This window comes from Pseudomonas maioricensis (genome assembly GCF_022790535.1).
Lineage (GTDB): Bacteria > Pseudomonadota > Gammaproteobacteria > Pseudomonadales > Pseudomonadaceae > Aquipseudomonas > Aquipseudomonas maioricensis.
On the sequence record NZ_LOHG01000001.1, the window covers coordinates 579,489 to 594,950 of the forward strand.

Consider the following 15,462-nt stretch of genomic DNA (forward strand, 5'->3'; position numbering starts at 1 on the left):
GGTGGCTTAGTGCTATAAATGTTTGAGATGAAGACGTCACTTGTATGCGTTATTCGAATTAAGTGCTCTAGATCAATGCTTTGGCGGGAGCAGGGCAAGAACGTGGATTAGCGGCATTTCGCCGCACTTTGCCAAATCGCACACAAAAAAAGCCCCGCCAAGTGGGCGGGGTTGAGGTCGAGCGGTTTTGGCTCGGTGAAAATGGAGCAGCATTCCCGGTTCTGTAGGAGCGCACGAGCAACGCGAGGCCGCGATGGCGGTGTATCAGGCAGAACGCTATCGCTGCCTCGCGGTGCTCGTGAGCTCCTACAGGTCCTCGGCTTACAACAGGATCGTGCGGATATCGGCCAGTAAGTCGCTCAGGCGTTTGGTGAAGCGCGCTGCAGCTGCGCCGTTGATCACGCGGTGATCGTAGGACAGTGACAATGGCAGCATCAGCTTCGGCTGGAAGGCTTTGCCGTCCCAGACTGGCTGCATGGTTGCCTTGGAAACACCCAGGATCGCCACTTCAGGCGCGTTGACGATCGGCGTGAAGCCGGTGCCGCCAATGTGGCCGAGGCTGGAAATGGTGAAGCAAGCGCCCTGCATTTCGTTCGCCGAGAGCTTCTTGGTACGGGCTTTTTCAGCCAGCACAGCAGCTTCGGCAGCGAGTTGCAGCAGGCTCTTCTTGTCGACGTCCTTGATAACCGGTACCAGCAGGCCTTCAGGGGTATCAACCGCAAAACCGATGTTCACGTATTTCTTGCGGATAACCGCTTTGCCGCTTGGTGCCAGCGAGGCGTTGAAGTCCGGCAGTTCCTTGAGCAGGAAGGCGCAGGACTTGAGCAGCAGAGGCAGGATGGTCAGCTTGACGCCCGCTTTTTCGGCAACGGCTTTCTGCGCAACACGGAAAGCTTCGAGGTCGGTGATGTCGGCCTGGTCGAATTGCGTAACGTGCGGAATGTTCAACCAGCTGCGATGCAGGCCGGTCGCGCCCAGTTGCATCAGGCGGGTCATCGGCACTTCTTCGATTTCGCCGAAACGGCTGAAGTCGACTTCAGGGATTGGCTGGATGCCCGCGCCGCCGCTTGCGCCGCCCGCTGGAGCTTCCTTGGCCTTCTGCATCATGGCTTTGACGTAAACCTGCACGTCTTCTTTCAGCACGCGGCCGTGTGGGCCGGTGGCGCTGACTGCGCTCAGTTCAACGCCGAATTCACGAGCCAGTTGGCGAACCGCCGGGCCTGCGTGAACCTTGGCGCCGTCTTTGGCAGGCGCTTGCGGCGCAGCGGCTGGCGCTTCTGCTTTTGGCGCAGGAGCCGCGGCCGGTGCAGCTTCAGCCTTGGCCGGGGCCGCAGCAGGAGCAGCAGCTTGAGCCGGTGCGGCAGCAGGCGCGGCGCCCGCTACTTTCAATTTCAGGATCAGGTCGCCGGTGCCGACTTCGTCTTCGAGCTTGACGAGGATGGCTTCAACAACGCCCGCGGCTGGAGAAGGGATCTCCATGCTTGCTTTGTCGGATTCCAGGGTGATCAGCGATTGATCAGCGGCGATGGTGTCGCCAACCTTGACCATCAGCTCGATGATCTTGGCTTTGCCCGACGAACCGATGTCCGGTACGTGGATGTCTTGTACGGTTTCGGCGGCAGCAGCAGCTGGCTCGGCGGCCGGTGCAGGAGCAGCGGCTTCGGCTGGCTTTTCAGCAGCAGGTGCAGCAGCGGCCGGAGCAGCAGCTTCAGCAGGCGCAGCGGCCGCTTCGCCTTCAACTTCCAGCTCGAACAGCTCGTCGCCTTCTTTCAGGCGATCGCCCAGCTTGACCTTCATGGTCTTGATGACGCCAGCCTTGGGAGCAGGGATTTCCATGCTCGCCTTGTCCGACTCCAGCGTCAGAACGCTCTGGTCGGCTTCGATGCGATCGCCGACCTTGACCATCAATTCAATGACTTCACCTTCACCGTTGCCGATGTCGGGTACGCGAATTAGCTCACTCACAATGTCTCTCCTTCGGAGAACCTGTTCACTCTCGATTGCGCTGTGTAAGTCAGTTACAACAAAACAGCCTTCAATGCTCATTTACGTCCGTAAATTCCGCATCTTCAGCTGCTTTGTCGCTCCTCTTTCAGCGCGTTATACGATCTCGAAGCAGACTCTTAACAATCCAGTGGGTTGCGTTTTTCAGGATCGATGCCGAACTTGGTAATGGCTTCAGCCACGACTTTAGGTTCGATATCGCCACGATCAGCCAAGGCTTCCAGAGCGGCCAGCACAACGAAGTGACGGTCGACTTCGAAGAAGTTACGCAGTTTCTTGCGGCTGTCGCTGCGGCCGAAACCGTCAGTGCCCAGAACTTTGTATTCCTTGGTCGGAACCCACTGACGGATCTGGTCAGCGAACAGTTTCATGTAGTCGGTCGATGCAATCACTGGACCTTTACGGCCAGCGAGGCATTCTTCAACGTAGCTTACAGCTGGCTTCTGGCCAGGATGCAAGCGGTTGCTGCGCTCTACGGCCAGGCCGTCGCGACGCAGTTCGTTGAAGCTGGTAACGCTCCAGACATCAGCACCGATGTTGAATTCGTCACGCAGGATTTTCGCCGCTTCGCGAACTTCACGCAGGATGGTGCCCGAGCCCAGCAACTGGACGTGGTGCGCCGCTTCCTTGGTGTCTTCTTCGAGCAGGTACATGCCCTTGACGATACCTTCCTCGACACCGGCCGGCATGGCTGGCTGAGCGTAGGATTCGTTCATCACGGTCAGGTAGTAGAAAACGTCCTGCTGTTCTTCGAACATCCGGCGCATGCCGTCCTGGATGATCACTGCCAGCTCGTAACCGTAAGTCGGGTCGAAGGTGCGGCAGTTCGGGATGGTCGACGCCAGGATGTGACTGTGACCGTCTTCGTGCTGCAGACCTTCGCCGTTCAGGGTGGTACGGCCGGCGGTGCCGCCGATCAGGAAACCACGGGTGCGGCTGTCGCCAGCGGCCCATGCCAGGTCACCGATACGCTGGAAACCGAACATCGAGTAGAAGATGTAGAACGGAATCATCGGCTGGTTGTGGCTGGAGTACGAAGTACCGGCAGCGATGAAGGAGGACATGGCGCCTGCTTCGTTGATGCCTTCTTCGAGGATCTGGCCTTTCTTGTCTTCGCGATAGAACATCACTTGTTCTTTATCGACTGGCTCGTAGAGCTGGCCGACGGAAGAGTAAATGCCCAGTTGGCGGAACATGCCTTCCATACCGAAGGTACGGGCTTCGTCCGGGATGATCGGCACGATGCGCGGGCCAACTTCCTTGTCCTTGACCAGTTGCGAGAGGATCCGCACGAAGGCCATGGTGGTGGAAATTTCGCGGTCGCCGGAACCGTCCAGGATTGCCTTGAGGGTTTCCAGTGGCGGAGTCGGCAGGCTGAAGCTTTCAGCGCGACGCTGTGGCACGAAGCCGCCCAGCGCAGCACGACGCTCGCTCAGGTAACGGGCTTCGGCGCTGCCTTCTTCTGGCTTGAAGAATGGCAGGGCTTCCAGCTGGTCGTCTTTGACCGGGATGTCGAAGCGGTCACGGAAGTGACGCAGGCTGTCGACATCGACTTTCTTGGTGTTGTGCGCAGTGTTTTTCGCTTCGCCAGCACCGGTACCGTAACCTTTGATGGTCTTGGCCAGAACCACGGTCGGTTGACCTTTGTGGTTAACAGCCTGGTGGTACGCCGCGTACATTTTGTACGGGTCGTGGCCGCCACGGTTGAGCTTCCAGATTTCGTCGTCGGACAGATCAGCAACCATCGCCTTGAGTTCAGGCGAGTTGAAGAAGTGTTCACGGACGAACGCGCCGTCTTTGGCTTTGTAGTTCTGATACTCGCCGTCGATGACTTCGTCCATACGACGTTGCAGGATACCGTCGACGTCTTTGGCCAGCAGTGGGTCCCAGAAACGGCCCCAGACTACTTTGGTCACGTTCCACTGAGCACCGCGGAACACGCCTTCGAGTTCCTGGATGATCTTGCCGTTGCCGCGTACCGGGCCATCAAGGCGCTGCAGGTTGCAGTTGACGACGAAGATCAGGTTGTCGAGTTTTTCACGACCGGCCAGCGCGATGGCGCCCAGGGATTCCGGCTCGTCGGTCTCGCCGTCGCCCAGGAAGCACCAGACTTTCTGCTTGCCTTCAGGAATGTAGCCGCGATGCTCCAGGTACTTCATGAAGCGCGCCTGGTAGATCGCCTGGATTGGACCCAGACCCATGGAAACGGTCGGGAACTGCCAGAAATCTTTCATCAGCCACGGGTGTGGATAAGACGACAGGCCGTTGCCGTCGACTTCCTGACGGAAGTTGTTCATCTGTTCTTCGGTGATGCGGCCTTCCATGAACGCACGGGCGTAAACGCCTGGCGATGCGTGACCCTGGAAGTAGATCAGGTCGCCGCCGTGTTCGTCGGTCGGGGCCTGGAAGAAGTAGTTGAAGCCGATGTCATACAGCGTGGCGCTGGAGGCGAAGCTGGAGATGTGACCGCCCAGGTCTGGGTCATTCAGGTTGGTTTTAACAACCATGGCCAACGCGTTCCAGCGGATCAGCGAGCGAATGCGGCGTTCCATGAACAGGTCGCCAGGCATGCGTGCTTCGTGAGTCACCGGAATCGTGTTGCGATAAGGCGTGGTGATGGCGTACGGCAGCTGCGAACCACTACGGGTGGCCAGCTCGCCCATACGGGTCATCAGGTAGTGAGCACGGTCTTCGCCTTCTTTGTCGAGAACCGATTCCAGGGCGTCCAGCCATTCCTGGGTTTCGACGGGATCGAGGTCTTGCATGGCTTGCTCCAGGGCGGAAAGGCTTCCAGAATCGGTTGCCTGAGTGTTTGCGACTGGCCTTGTGGGCAGACGACATAAATTCTTGGATGACCGGCGGTTGATCCGGCGGCGTGTAGTTTTACTACAAATCGTCGGCTATTTCAGCCTTTCGAACTGTAGGGTCAGTAGTAAAGCTACAGGGAAGCGTGTAAATCGTTCGTCTTGTGTTGTGGAATAAAACGTTCCTGTTGGTTAAAAACAAACATAAACGGATTAAATCAGATGCTGGCTGCTACAAAACTTAATATCCCAGCAATTTATGACTTTTGTTCGACAGTCCTGTCAGTCGCTCGCAGGTTTTTTGCGCGCTACACAGCTCTTCGCACGCCGATCTAGGATAGACCATGAGCCTACCTTCGCTGGCCGATATTCCGGCCATCCTGCTGCCTTTAGTCTCTCGTGCGCAACAGACGTTTCGTACATCTCTTGCTGCTACGTCGGACGGCGCTTCGGCATCTTTCGACGCCTGGCCTGAATCTCGTCGTGCAGCGTTCGACCGGGTTTGCGCTTCCAGCGATTTTGTCACCGAGCAGGTTTGTCGTGACCCGCAGATTCTGCTGGACCTCGCTGAATCCGGCGAGCTGGAGCGCAGCTTTACTCCCGGCGAGTTGCGCGGGCAGATCGCTGCGGCGGTGGCTCAAGCCAGTAGCGAGGATGAACTGGGGCGTAATCTACGTCGGCAGCGCACGCGTCAGCAAGTACGGATTATCTGGCGAGACCTGACTCGACAGGCCGACCTTGTAGAGACCTGTCGCGACCTGTCCGACATGGCTGACGGCTGCATCGATCTGGCTTATCAGTGGTTGTATGAGCGTCATTGTCAGCAGTTCGGCACGCCCACTGGTCGGCGAAGCGGCGAAGCGCAGCAGATGGTGATTCTCGGCATGGGCAAGCTGGGGGCCGTGGAGCTGAACCTTTCGTCGGACATCGACCTGATATTCGCTTATCCGGAAGGCGGCGAGACGGTGGGGGTCAAGCGCCCGCTGGATAATCAGGAGTTCTTCATTCGTCTGGGGCAGCGCCTGATCAAGGCACTGGACCCGATCACGGTTGATGGTTTTGTGTTCCGCGTCGACATGCGCCTGCGGCCTTACGGTTCATCCGGGGCGCTGGTGCTGAGTTTCAATGCGCTTGAACAGTATTACCAGGATCAGGGCCGTGACTGGGAACGCTACGCGATGATCAAAGCCCGCGTCGTTGGTGGCGATCAGGCTGCGGGCGAGCAGTTGCTGGACATGCTTCGGCCGTTCGTCTATCGCCGCTATCTGGACTTCTCGGCCATTGAAGCGCTGCGCACCATGAAGCAGTTGATCCAGCAGGAAGTACGCCGCAAAGGCATGGCGGAAAATATCAAGCTGGGTGCAGGTGGTATTCGCGAAGTCGAGTTTATCGCCCAGGCCTTCCAACTGATTCACGGCGGCCGTGACTTGAGCCTGCAACAACGCCCGCTGCTCAAGGTGCTACGCACGCTTGAAGGGCAGGGCTATTTGCCAGCGGCGGTCATCGACGAACTGCGCCAGGGCTACGAATTCCTGCGTTATACCGAACACGCCATCCAGGCCATTGCCGACCGCCAGACGCAAATGTTGCCTGATGACGCAAAGGATCAGGCGCGCATTGCCTTCATGCTCGGCTTCGCGGACTGGCAGAGTTTCCATGAGCGCTTGATGCATTGGCGTGAGCGCGTGTCCTGGCATTTCCGCCAGGTCATCGCAGACCCGGATTCGGATCCGGACGACGAGCAGCAGGAAGAAACCGAAGTCGTAGTCGGCGTGGAATGGTTGCCGTTGTGGGAAGAGTCCCAGGACGAAGACGCCGCCTGCCGCCAGTTACTGTCAGGCGGGTTCGTGGATGCCGACAAAGCGCTGAAGAATCTCAACGATTTGCGCAACAGTTCGCAGTTGCGCTCCATGCAGCGGTTGGGGCGTGAGCGACTGGATGCGTTTATTCCGCGTTTATTGGCGCAGGCGGTTGAGCACGATAATCCCGACCTGGTGCTTGAGCGGGTGCTGCCACTGGTCGAGGCCGTCGCTCGGCGCTCGGCTTATCTGGTGTTGCTCACCGAAAACCCCGACGCGCTACGTCGGTTGCTCACCCTGTGCGCCGCGAGCCCATGGATTGCCGAGCAGATTGCCCGCTTCCCGCTGCTGCTTGATGAATTGCTCAACGAAGGCCGCTTGTTCAGCCCGCCACAGGCGCTGGAGTTGGCCGCAGAGCTGCGCGAACGTTTGACGCGCATTCCCGAGGATGACCTTGAGCAACAAATGGAGGCCTTGCGTCATTTCAAACTGGCGCACCGGCTACGAGTGGCCGCTTCGGAAATCACCGGCAGTCTGCCTTTGATGAAAGTCAGCGATTACCTGACCTGGCTGGCCGAGGCGATTCTGGAGCAGGTGCTGGCACTGGCCTGGCGACACACGGTCGCGCGTCACGGCACGCCGTCACGGCCGGATGGCAGCCTGTGTGATCCGGGCTTTGTCATTGTCGGCTACGGCAAGGTCGGCGGCATTGAGCTGGGGCATGGTTCGGACCTCGATCTGGTATTTATTCATGACGGTGATCTGCAAGCCGAAACCGATGGCGCAAAACCCATCGACAGCGCGCAGTTCTTCACCCGCCTGGGGCAGCGGATCATCCATTTACTGACCGCTCAGACCAACTCCGGTCAGTTGTATGAAGTGGACATGCGCTTGCGTCCGTCCGGGGCGTCGGGGCTATTGGTCAGTTCACTCGGTGCTTTTTCCCGCTATCAAGAAAATGAAGCATGGACGTGGGAACATCAGGCTTTGGTCCGCGCGCGGGTGCTGGTGGGCAGTCACGAAGTCGGGCATGCATTCGAAGGCGTGCGTGCAGCGGTATTAGGGCGTGAGCGGGATTTGCCGAAGCTGCAGCAGGAGGTCAGCGAGATGCGCGCCAAGATGCGCGGCAGTCTCGGCACCAAGGCTACAGCGGCCGGTACGGCGGCGAATGCCTTCCTGGCGACGGTGCCCTTCGACCTCAAGCAGGATGCCGGTGGTATCGTCGATATCGAATTTATGGTGCAATACGCGGCCTTGGCGTGGTCCCGGGAACATCCGGCACTGCTGCGTTACACCGATAACATTCGTATTCTTGAAGGGCTGGAGGAGGCCGGGTTGATACCCGCCAGCGATGCCAGCCTGTTGCGCGAGGTCTACAAGATCTACCGCTCGGCCGCTCACCGTCAGGCCTTGCAGAACCAGGCCGGTGTCGTGCCTGGGGATCAGTTTGAAACCCAGCGGCGTGAAGTGATGCGGGTCTGGGGGGAGATGGGGTTGAGCTAGGTTTTTCAGCGCCCATTACGCCCCCATCGCGGGCAAGCGCGCTCCTACAGGCGGCCCGCGTTGTGCTGTAGGAGCGCGCTTGCCCGCGATGACGTCAGTGGAAACGCTGAATGTTCTGGTAGATCTATATAAAGCTATGACAGGGAGGCGTCGGGTTGTGTGGGAACGTCACGCAAGCCGATCGGCCTCCCTGATCGTTTCTGTCGTTTTGGATGAAACATGAGAATTCTGATCGTTGGGCCTAGCTGGGTAGGCGACATGGTAATGGCGCAAACGCTGTTCCAGTGCCTGAAACAGCGCCACCCTGAATGCGTCATCGATGTTCTGGCCCCGGAATGGAGCCGCCCGATCCTTGAGCGTATGCCTGAAGTGCGCGCGGCGCTGAGCTTTCCGCTGGGCCACGGTGCGCTGGAGCTGGCCACACGTCGCCGGATCGGTAAGTCCCTCGCAGGGCAATACGATCAGGCAATTCTGCTGCCCAACTCCTTGAAGTCCGCATTGGTGCCGTTCTTTGCTGGCATCCCCAAGCGAACCGGCTGGCGTGGCGAGTTTCGTTACGGGCTGCTCAACGACGTGCGCACTCTCGACAAAGAGCGGTATCCGCTGATGATCGAGCGCTTCATGGCGCTGGCGTATGAACCCGGTGCCGAGCTGCCGCGTCCGTACCCAAAACCTGATCTACGCATTGATCTCACCACCCGCGATGCAGCGCTCGCCAAGTTTGGCCTGAGCCTGGACCGCCCGGTGCTGGCGTTGTGCCCGGGTGCCGAGTTTGGTGAATCCAAGCGCTGGCCCGCCGAACACTACGCCAAAGTGGCCGAAACCAAGATTCGTGAAGGCTGGCAAGTCTGGTTGTTCGGTTCGAAAAAGGATCATCCGGTCGGCGAAAGCATTCGTGACCGGCTGATACCGGGGCTGCGCGAAGAATCCGTCAACCTCAGCGGTGACACGTCGCTGGCTGAAGCCATCGACCTGCTGTCGTGTGCCGATGCCGTGGTGTCCAACGATTCCGGCCTGATGCACGTTGCAGCGGCACTGAACCGCCCGCTGGTGGCGGTATACGGCTCGACGTCGCCGGCTTTCACGCCACCGCTGGCTGATCAGGTCGAGGTTGTGCAACTGGGCATCGAGTGCAGCCCGTGCTTCGACCGCACCTGTCGTTTTGGTCATTACAACTGCATGCGCCTGCTGGAACCCGATTCGGTGGTACAGGCGCTGGGTAATCTGGGCGCCACTCCGGTGGAGGTTGCCTGATTGCGGGTATTGCTGATCAAAACTTCATCGCTGGGTGATGTCATTCACGCGCTGCCAGCGTTGACGGACGCGGCGCGAGCCTTGCCGGGTATCCGCTTTGACTGGGTCGTGGAGGAAGGTTTCGCTGAGATTCCGACCTGGCACCCGGCTGTTGGCGAAGTGATCCCGGTCGCCATCCGGCGCTGGCGCAAGAACCTCTGGCAGACATTCAAGACGGGAGAGTGGCGGCGCTTCAAGCAGCGTTTGCGCGGCACTCGATACGATCTGGTGATTGATGCGCAGGGTTTGCTGAAAAGCGCCTGGCTGACGCGCTATGTTGGCGCGCCTGTCGCCGGGCTGGACAAGGATTCGGCCCGCGAACCGCTTGCGAGTCGTTTTTATGACCGGGCTTATCCGGTTGCGCGTGGACAGCATGCGGTTGAGCGTTTGAGGCAGCTGTTTGCTCAGGCACTTGGTTATACAGTGCCAGCCGGCCTGGGCGATTACGGTCTGGACCGTGGACGCTTACTGGGTGCTGACGCAAATAAGCCGCCATTCGTACTATTTCTGCATGGCACCACTTGGGACACTAAACACTGGCCCGAGCTGTATTGGCGGCAGTTGGCCGAACGCATGGGCGAGCAGGGCCTGCAAGTGCGCTTGCCATGGGGTAACCCCGCAGAAAAGGCCCGTGCCGAGCGTATCGCTGAAGGTCTGGAACACGCGGTCGTTCTGCCTAAGTTGAATCTGGCCGGTGTCGCTCAGGTGCTGGCCAGCGCGCAGGCCTGTGTGGCCGTGGACACTGGCATTGGTCATCTGGCGGCTGCGCTGGATGTGCCGACGGTCTCGCTGTTTGGTCCGACCAACCCTGGTTTGACGGGCGCTTACGGTAAGTCACAGGTTCATCTGGCGGGTGATTACCCGGCCTGTGCGCCTTGCCTGCAAAAGAAATGCACCTATCAACCGACGGATGAAGACCGCCGTCAGTTCGATCTGAAACGCGAGTGGCCGATGTGCTTCACTCGTTTGAATCCCGAGCGGGTAGCGCGCCAATTGGGCACGCTGTTGCTGGCAAAGGAGCCCGGCTGATGCAACTGGCTTTCGTACTTTATAAATACTTCCCGTTCGGCGGGCTGCAACGTGACTTCATGCGTATCGCTCTGGAATGCCAGCAGCGCGGGCATCAGATTCGGGTTTACACCCTGATCTGGGAAGGCGAAGTACCGCCGGGGTTTGAAGTGCTGGTGGCGCCCGTCAAGGCGTTCTTCAATCACCGACGCAATGAAAAACTCCGCGCCTGGATGGAAGCGGACCTGGCCAAGCGCCCGGTAGACCGTCTGATCGGCTTCAACAAAATGCCGGGCCTGGACGTGTATTACGCTGCAGACGGTTGCTTCGAGGACAAGGCGCAGACGTTGCGCCATTCGCTGTATCGCCAATGGGGCCGCTATCGCCATTTTGCCGAATACGAGCGAGCGGTGTTCGCCAAAGACGCGAAAACCCAGGTGCTGATGATTTCTGAAGTCCAGCAACCGCTGTTCATCAAGTATTACGACACGCCGTTGTCGCGCTTTCATCTGTTGCCGCCGGGCATCGCTCAGGATCGTCGCGCACCGGCCGACGCGCCGCAGATTCGCGCCGCGTTCCGCGAGGAATTCGGGCTGGCTGATGATGACCTGCTGCTGGTGCAGATTGGCTCCGGATTCAAGACCAAGGGCGTGGACCGCAGCCTGAAAGCACTGGCCGCATTGCCTGCCGACCTTAAAAAACGTACCCGACTGTTTGTAATTGGTCAGGACGATCCCAAAGTATTCCAGCTGCAAAGCGCTACGCTGGGCTTGGGTGATCACGTCACCTTCATGAAGGGGCGCAGCGATATCCCGCGTTTCCTGATGGGGGCCGATGTGTTGATTCATCCGGCGTACAACGAAAACACCGGTACTGTCTTGCTCGAAGCACTGGTGGCCGGGCTGCCTGTGCTGGTCAGTGCGGTGTGCGGATATGCTCATTACATTGCCGAGGCCGACAGTGGGCTGGTGCTGGATGAGCCGTTTGAACAGGCACAACTCAACGAATACCTGGCGACCATGCTGGCCGACGATAGCGCCCGCGCTGACTGGGGTCGCAATGGTCTGGCTTTCGCCGACACAGCAGACCTGTACAGCATGCCGCAGCACGCGGCCGATGTGATTCTGGCGGAGCACCACGCATGAAGTTGTTCCTTGCTGAACCGTTCAAGACGCTTTGGGCCGGGCGCGATGCCTTTGTCGAAGTGGAGGCGCTGAGCGGTCAGGTCTATCGCGAACTCGAAGGTCGGCGCACGTTGCGTACCGAAGTCGACGGTCGCGGTTATTTCGTCAAGATTCACCGTGGCATTGGCTGGGGCGAAATCGGCAAAAACCTGCTCACCGCCAAGCTGCCCGTGCTGGGCGCGGGTATGGAATGGCAGGCCATTGCCCGCCTGAAAGAGGCTGGCGTGCCGACCATGACTGCCGTGGCCTACGGCGAGCGCGGCAGTAATCCTGCGGCACAGCATTCCTTCATCGTGACTGAAGAACTGGCCCCTACCGAAAGCCTGGAAGACGTCAGTATCAATTGGCGCAACGAGCCGCCTGAGCCTCGCCTCAAGCGCGCTTTTATTGCTGAAGTGGCACGCATGGTCGGCATGATGCATCGCGCCGGGGTCAACCATCGTGACTGTTACATCTGCCACTTCCTGCTGCACACCGAGAAACCGGTGACCGCCGATGATTTTCGTCTCTCGGTGATCGACCTGCACCGTGCCCAGACGCGCCGGGTGATTACCCCGCGCTGGCGCAACAAGGATCTGGCCGCCCTGTATTTTTCGGCTCTGGATATCGGCCTGACTCGACGCGACAAATTGCGCTTCCTCAAAGGTTATTTCCAGCAGCCGTTGCGCCAGATTCTGGCTGAAGAAGCCCGGTTGCTGCGCTGGCTGGAAGTCAAAGCCGACAAGCTCTATCAGCGTAAAGTCCGCTACGGGGACGCGCTCTGATGGCGGGTTGGAATCTGGAGCCGGCTTACGCCTCCCTGAACGAAGACTTCGGCAGCCTTGATGCGGTGTTTGCCTTGCAGGGCGAGCAACTGACCCGTGACCCGCTGTCCGAAGTGATCAAGGTTCAGCGCGAAGGCGTGAATTATTACGTCAAGCGCTACGTCGGCGCGGGCAAAGGCTTGCGTCGCTATCTGGGGAAGCCGCGGGTCAAGTCCGAGTGGCAGAATCTCAAGCGTTTCGCCAAATGGGGCATCCCTACCGCTGAAGTGGTTGCCTGGGGCCTTGAACGTCGCGGTACTGCTTATGACCGTGGTGCGTTGATTACCCGAGAGCTGCCCAATACCGAAGACCTGTCTGCTTTGGCGGGGCGTAAAGACCCGCGTCTGGCCGACCGTTCGTGGGTTGACGTTATAAGCCGTCAGGTAGCCCGCTACACTCGCGCGATGCACGACCAGAACTTCACTCATAACGACCTGAAGTGGCGCAATCTGCTGGTCGACGATAAGGCCACGGTATTCCTGATCGATTGCCCTAATGGCGCGTTCTGGTGGAGCTTCATGCTGCGGTATCGAATTACCAAGGATCTGGCGTGTCTGGATAAGTTGGGCAAATATCATCTGTCCAACACCCAGCGTCTGCGCTTCTATTTGCAGTATCGACAGCGGGCGCGGTTGAACGAGTCCGACAAGAAACGCATCCGCCATGTCATCAGTTTCTTTGAGGGCCGCGAATGACCGATTTTATTGCACCCAGCGAGCGGCCGTTGCTTGAACGGCACGGCCTGGCCGACTTCGACTCGCTTTGGGAGGTCCAGCTTGATGCTGTGGATGAGCCCAATACCGGTCGCGGTGGCTGGAGCAGCGTGTTCCGCATGGAGCTGGAAGGCTCCGGATTTTATCTCAAGCGACAAAGCAATTACCTGACTCGCACCTTGCACCATCCGTTCGGTGAGCCGTCGTTTTCCCGTGAGTTTCGTAATATCAGCCGCTATCAACAACTGGGTATCCCGGCGTTGCAGGCGGTGTTTTACGGTGAGCAACGGGTCAATGGCGAGCGCCGTGCAATCCTCATGACGCGTGCGCTGGATGGCTGGACTGATCTGGACACGCTGCTGCAGCAGTGGCCTGAACTGGAAAGTCAGCAGCAGTCAGCGATTCTGCAGGCCTGCGGTGAGTTGGCACGCACGCTTCATGCTGCCCGGCAGGTGCATGGTTGTTTCTATCCCAAGCATATTTTCATGCGGGCCAAGGCAGGCTTGTATCGCGCGCAGTTGATCGACCTGGAGAAAACCCGGCCCTTGCTGCTGGGGCAACGTGACCGGATCAAGGATCTGGAGCCGTTGCTGCGCCGAGCGCCTATGTGGAGCAGCGCGCAGGTCCGCGAGCTGTTGGCGGCTTACCTGCAATCGGGGATCGACAGCCCCAAGGTCGAAGACCTGTACGTGCTGCTCGGTAAACGCGGCAGTCACAAACGCGCTGCGCGGCGCAACGAACATGAAGAGATCCGTTGATGCGTCTGTCTGAACTCAAAGAGGCCGGACGCACGCCTGTCCTGCCGATCAATCTGGCGCTGGCCGATGCCGCTGGCCCTGCTGAATTGCAGTTGCTGACGTTGCTACGGGTGTTGCCCGGACAGCGTTACGTGGGCGCAGGGGTATGGCGCGGTCGACCGGTGTTGGCCAAGTTACTGGTCGGCCCTAAAGCCGCACGGCATTTTCAACGTGAACTGGAAGGCGTACGCGCGCTGGCAGCGCAGGGCATGACCACGCCGCTGCTGCTGGCCGACGGCTTGCAGGACGGTGAAGGCGGCTGGCTGCTTTTCGAGTTCCTTGAACAGGCCAATAGCCTGGGTGATGCCTGGCTCGCAGTGGAAGATCAGACGCCTTTGAGCGACGCACAGCAGGAGGTGCTGGGCGAAGCGTTGTCAGCCATCGCTCAGTTACACCTCAAAGGGCTGTGGCAGGAAGACCTGCATCTGGACAATCTGCTGCGCTGCAACGGCAAGTTGTATTTGATCGATGGCGCGGGGATTCGCGCTGAAGAAGCGGGCAAACCGCTGTCCCGGCAGAAAGTGCTGGAAAACCTCGGCGTGTTTTTCGCTCAGTTGCCCAAGTCACTTGAGCCTTTCACCGAAGAACTGCTGGTGCACTATTTGCTGAGCAATGGCGAGCATGGTTTGCCCATGGAAGCGTTGCAAAAGCAGATCGACAAAGTGCGTGCCTGGCGCTTGAAGGATTACCTGGAAAAGGCCGGGCGTGATTGCAGTCTGTTTGCTGTGGTGGACGAGCCTTCACAGTTGCGTGCGATTCGGCGGGAAGAAGAGGCAGCGATGCTGCCGATACTGGCCAATGCCGATGCACTGCTGGACCAGGGGCATCTTTACAAGACCGGTGGCGCGGCCAGTGTCGCCCGGGTTGAGGTCGATGGCCGTGCGCTGGTGATCAAGCGATACAACATCAAGGATCTGGCTCACTGGTTCAAGCGTTTCTGGCGTCCGAGCCGTGCCTGGCATTCATGGCGCGAAGGCAATCGGCTGATGTTCCTCGGCATTGCCACACCGAAACCGCTGGCGTTGCTGGAAACCCGTTTTTTTGGCTTGCGGAACAAGGCTTATCTGGTCACCGAGTTTTTGCCGGGGCCGGATATCATCGAGCGCTTTGCGCCGTATGTAGCCTCGGGGGATGCTCCGGAAAACGAGCTGGTGGCGCTGGATCAGCTTTTCGGACAGCTGATACGGGAACGCATCAGCCATGGTGATCTGAAAGGCCACAACGTGTTTTGGCATCAGGACCGTTGGGCGCTGATCGATCTGGATGCGATGTGCCAGCACACCTCGCAGGCCTCGTTCGCCACCGCTTTCGCTCGGGACCGCGCACGCTTCATGCGCAACTGGCCTGAAAGCAGCGCGCTGCACCAATTGCTGGAGCAGCGGTTGCCGAAGGTTTAACTCACCAGACATTGGACCTTTAGAGCACCGAGAGATCGCCATCGCTGCCTCGCGTTGCTCGTGAGCTCCTACGGAGTGCATTTCAATTCAATGGGGTCTTTCGGAGAGATTGCTCTGTGCCCTGACACAGCGCTGTCGCGGAGCAACCATTAGACCT

10 protein-coding genes are annotated in these 15,462 nt (G+C 59.1%); 8 read left to right on the top strand and 2 right to left on the bottom strand.

The genetic code is table 11. From position 1 onward, the window contains the following. Positions 1-321: 321 nt before the first annotated feature. Positions 322-1,965 (bottom strand): dihydrolipoyllysine-residue acetyltransferase, encoded by a 1,644-nt coding sequence (aceF, locus tag AUC61_RS02585; RefSeq protein ID WP_243244319.1) that lies wholly within the window; start codon positions 1,963-1,965, stop codon positions 322-324. A 158-nt stretch (positions 1,966-2,123) separates the two neighbouring features. Then, positions 2,124-4,769 carry a pyruvate dehydrogenase (acetyl-transferring), homodimeric type gene (aceE, locus tag AUC61_RS02590; protein ID WP_243244320.1) on the bottom strand — a complete coding sequence of 882 codons (2,646 nt, stop codon included), beginning with the start codon at positions 4,767-4,769 and terminating at the stop codon, positions 2,124-2,126. Between the two features lie 383 nt (positions 4,770-5,152). Here aceE and glnE point away from each other — a divergent pair, with 383 nt between their 5' ends. The 8 genes from glnE to AUC61_RS02630 all read left to right on the top strand — a co-directional run bounded on the left by glnE (position 5,153) and on the right by AUC61_RS02630 (position 15,305). Then, positions 5,153-8,110 carry a bifunctional [glutamate--ammonia ligase]-adenylyl-L-tyrosine phosphorylase/[glutamate--ammonia-ligase] adenylyltransferase gene (glnE, locus tag AUC61_RS02595; protein ID WP_243244321.1) on the top strand — a complete coding sequence of 986 codons (2,958 nt, stop codon included), beginning with the start codon at positions 5,153-5,155 and terminating at the stop codon, positions 8,108-8,110. Positions 8,111-8,329: 219 nt separating this feature from the next. After that, complete coding sequence (gene waaF / locus AUC61_RS02600) at positions 8,330-9,364, top strand: lipopolysaccharide heptosyltransferase II (RefSeq protein ID WP_243244322.1); 1,035 nt, start codon at positions 8,330-8,332, stop codon at positions 9,362-9,364. Then, positions 9,365-10,432 carry a lipopolysaccharide heptosyltransferase I gene (gene waaC / locus AUC61_RS02605; protein WP_243244323.1) on the top strand — a complete coding sequence of 356 codons (1,068 nt, stop codon included), beginning with the start codon at positions 9,365-9,367 and terminating at the stop codon, positions 10,430-10,432. After that, complete coding sequence (locus AUC61_RS02610) at positions 10,432-11,556, top strand: glycosyltransferase family 4 protein (protein ID WP_243244324.1); 1,125 nt, start codon at positions 10,432-10,434, stop codon at positions 11,554-11,556. Before waaC ends, AUC61_RS02610 begins: the two co-directional genes overlap by 1 nt. Next, positions 11,553-12,359, top strand: coding sequence for a lipopolysaccharide core heptose(I) kinase RfaP (rfaP, locus tag AUC61_RS02615; protein ID WP_243244325.1), 807 nt, complete (start codon positions 11,553-11,555; stop codon positions 12,357-12,359). Before AUC61_RS02610 ends, rfaP begins: the two co-directional genes overlap by 4 nt. Next, a complete protein-coding gene (locus AUC61_RS02620) occupies positions 12,359-13,093 on the top strand; it encodes a lipopolysaccharide kinase InaA family protein (RefSeq protein ID WP_243244326.1) in 735 nt (244 codons plus the stop codon). The genes rfaP and AUC61_RS02620 overlap by 1 nt, the downstream gene beginning before the upstream one ends. Continuing rightward, positions 13,090-13,869 carry a lipopolysaccharide kinase InaA family protein gene (locus AUC61_RS02625; protein ID WP_243244327.1) on the top strand — a complete coding sequence of 260 codons (780 nt, stop codon included), beginning with the start codon at positions 13,090-13,092 and terminating at the stop codon, positions 13,867-13,869. Before AUC61_RS02620 ends, AUC61_RS02625 begins: the two co-directional genes overlap by 4 nt. Next, entirely contained in the window at positions 13,869-15,305 is a 1,437-nt protein-coding gene (locus AUC61_RS02630) for a lipopolysaccharide kinase InaA family protein (protein ID WP_243244328.1), read from the top strand. Before AUC61_RS02625 ends, AUC61_RS02630 begins: the two co-directional genes overlap by 1 nt. Positions 15,306-15,462 lie beyond the last annotated feature (157 nt).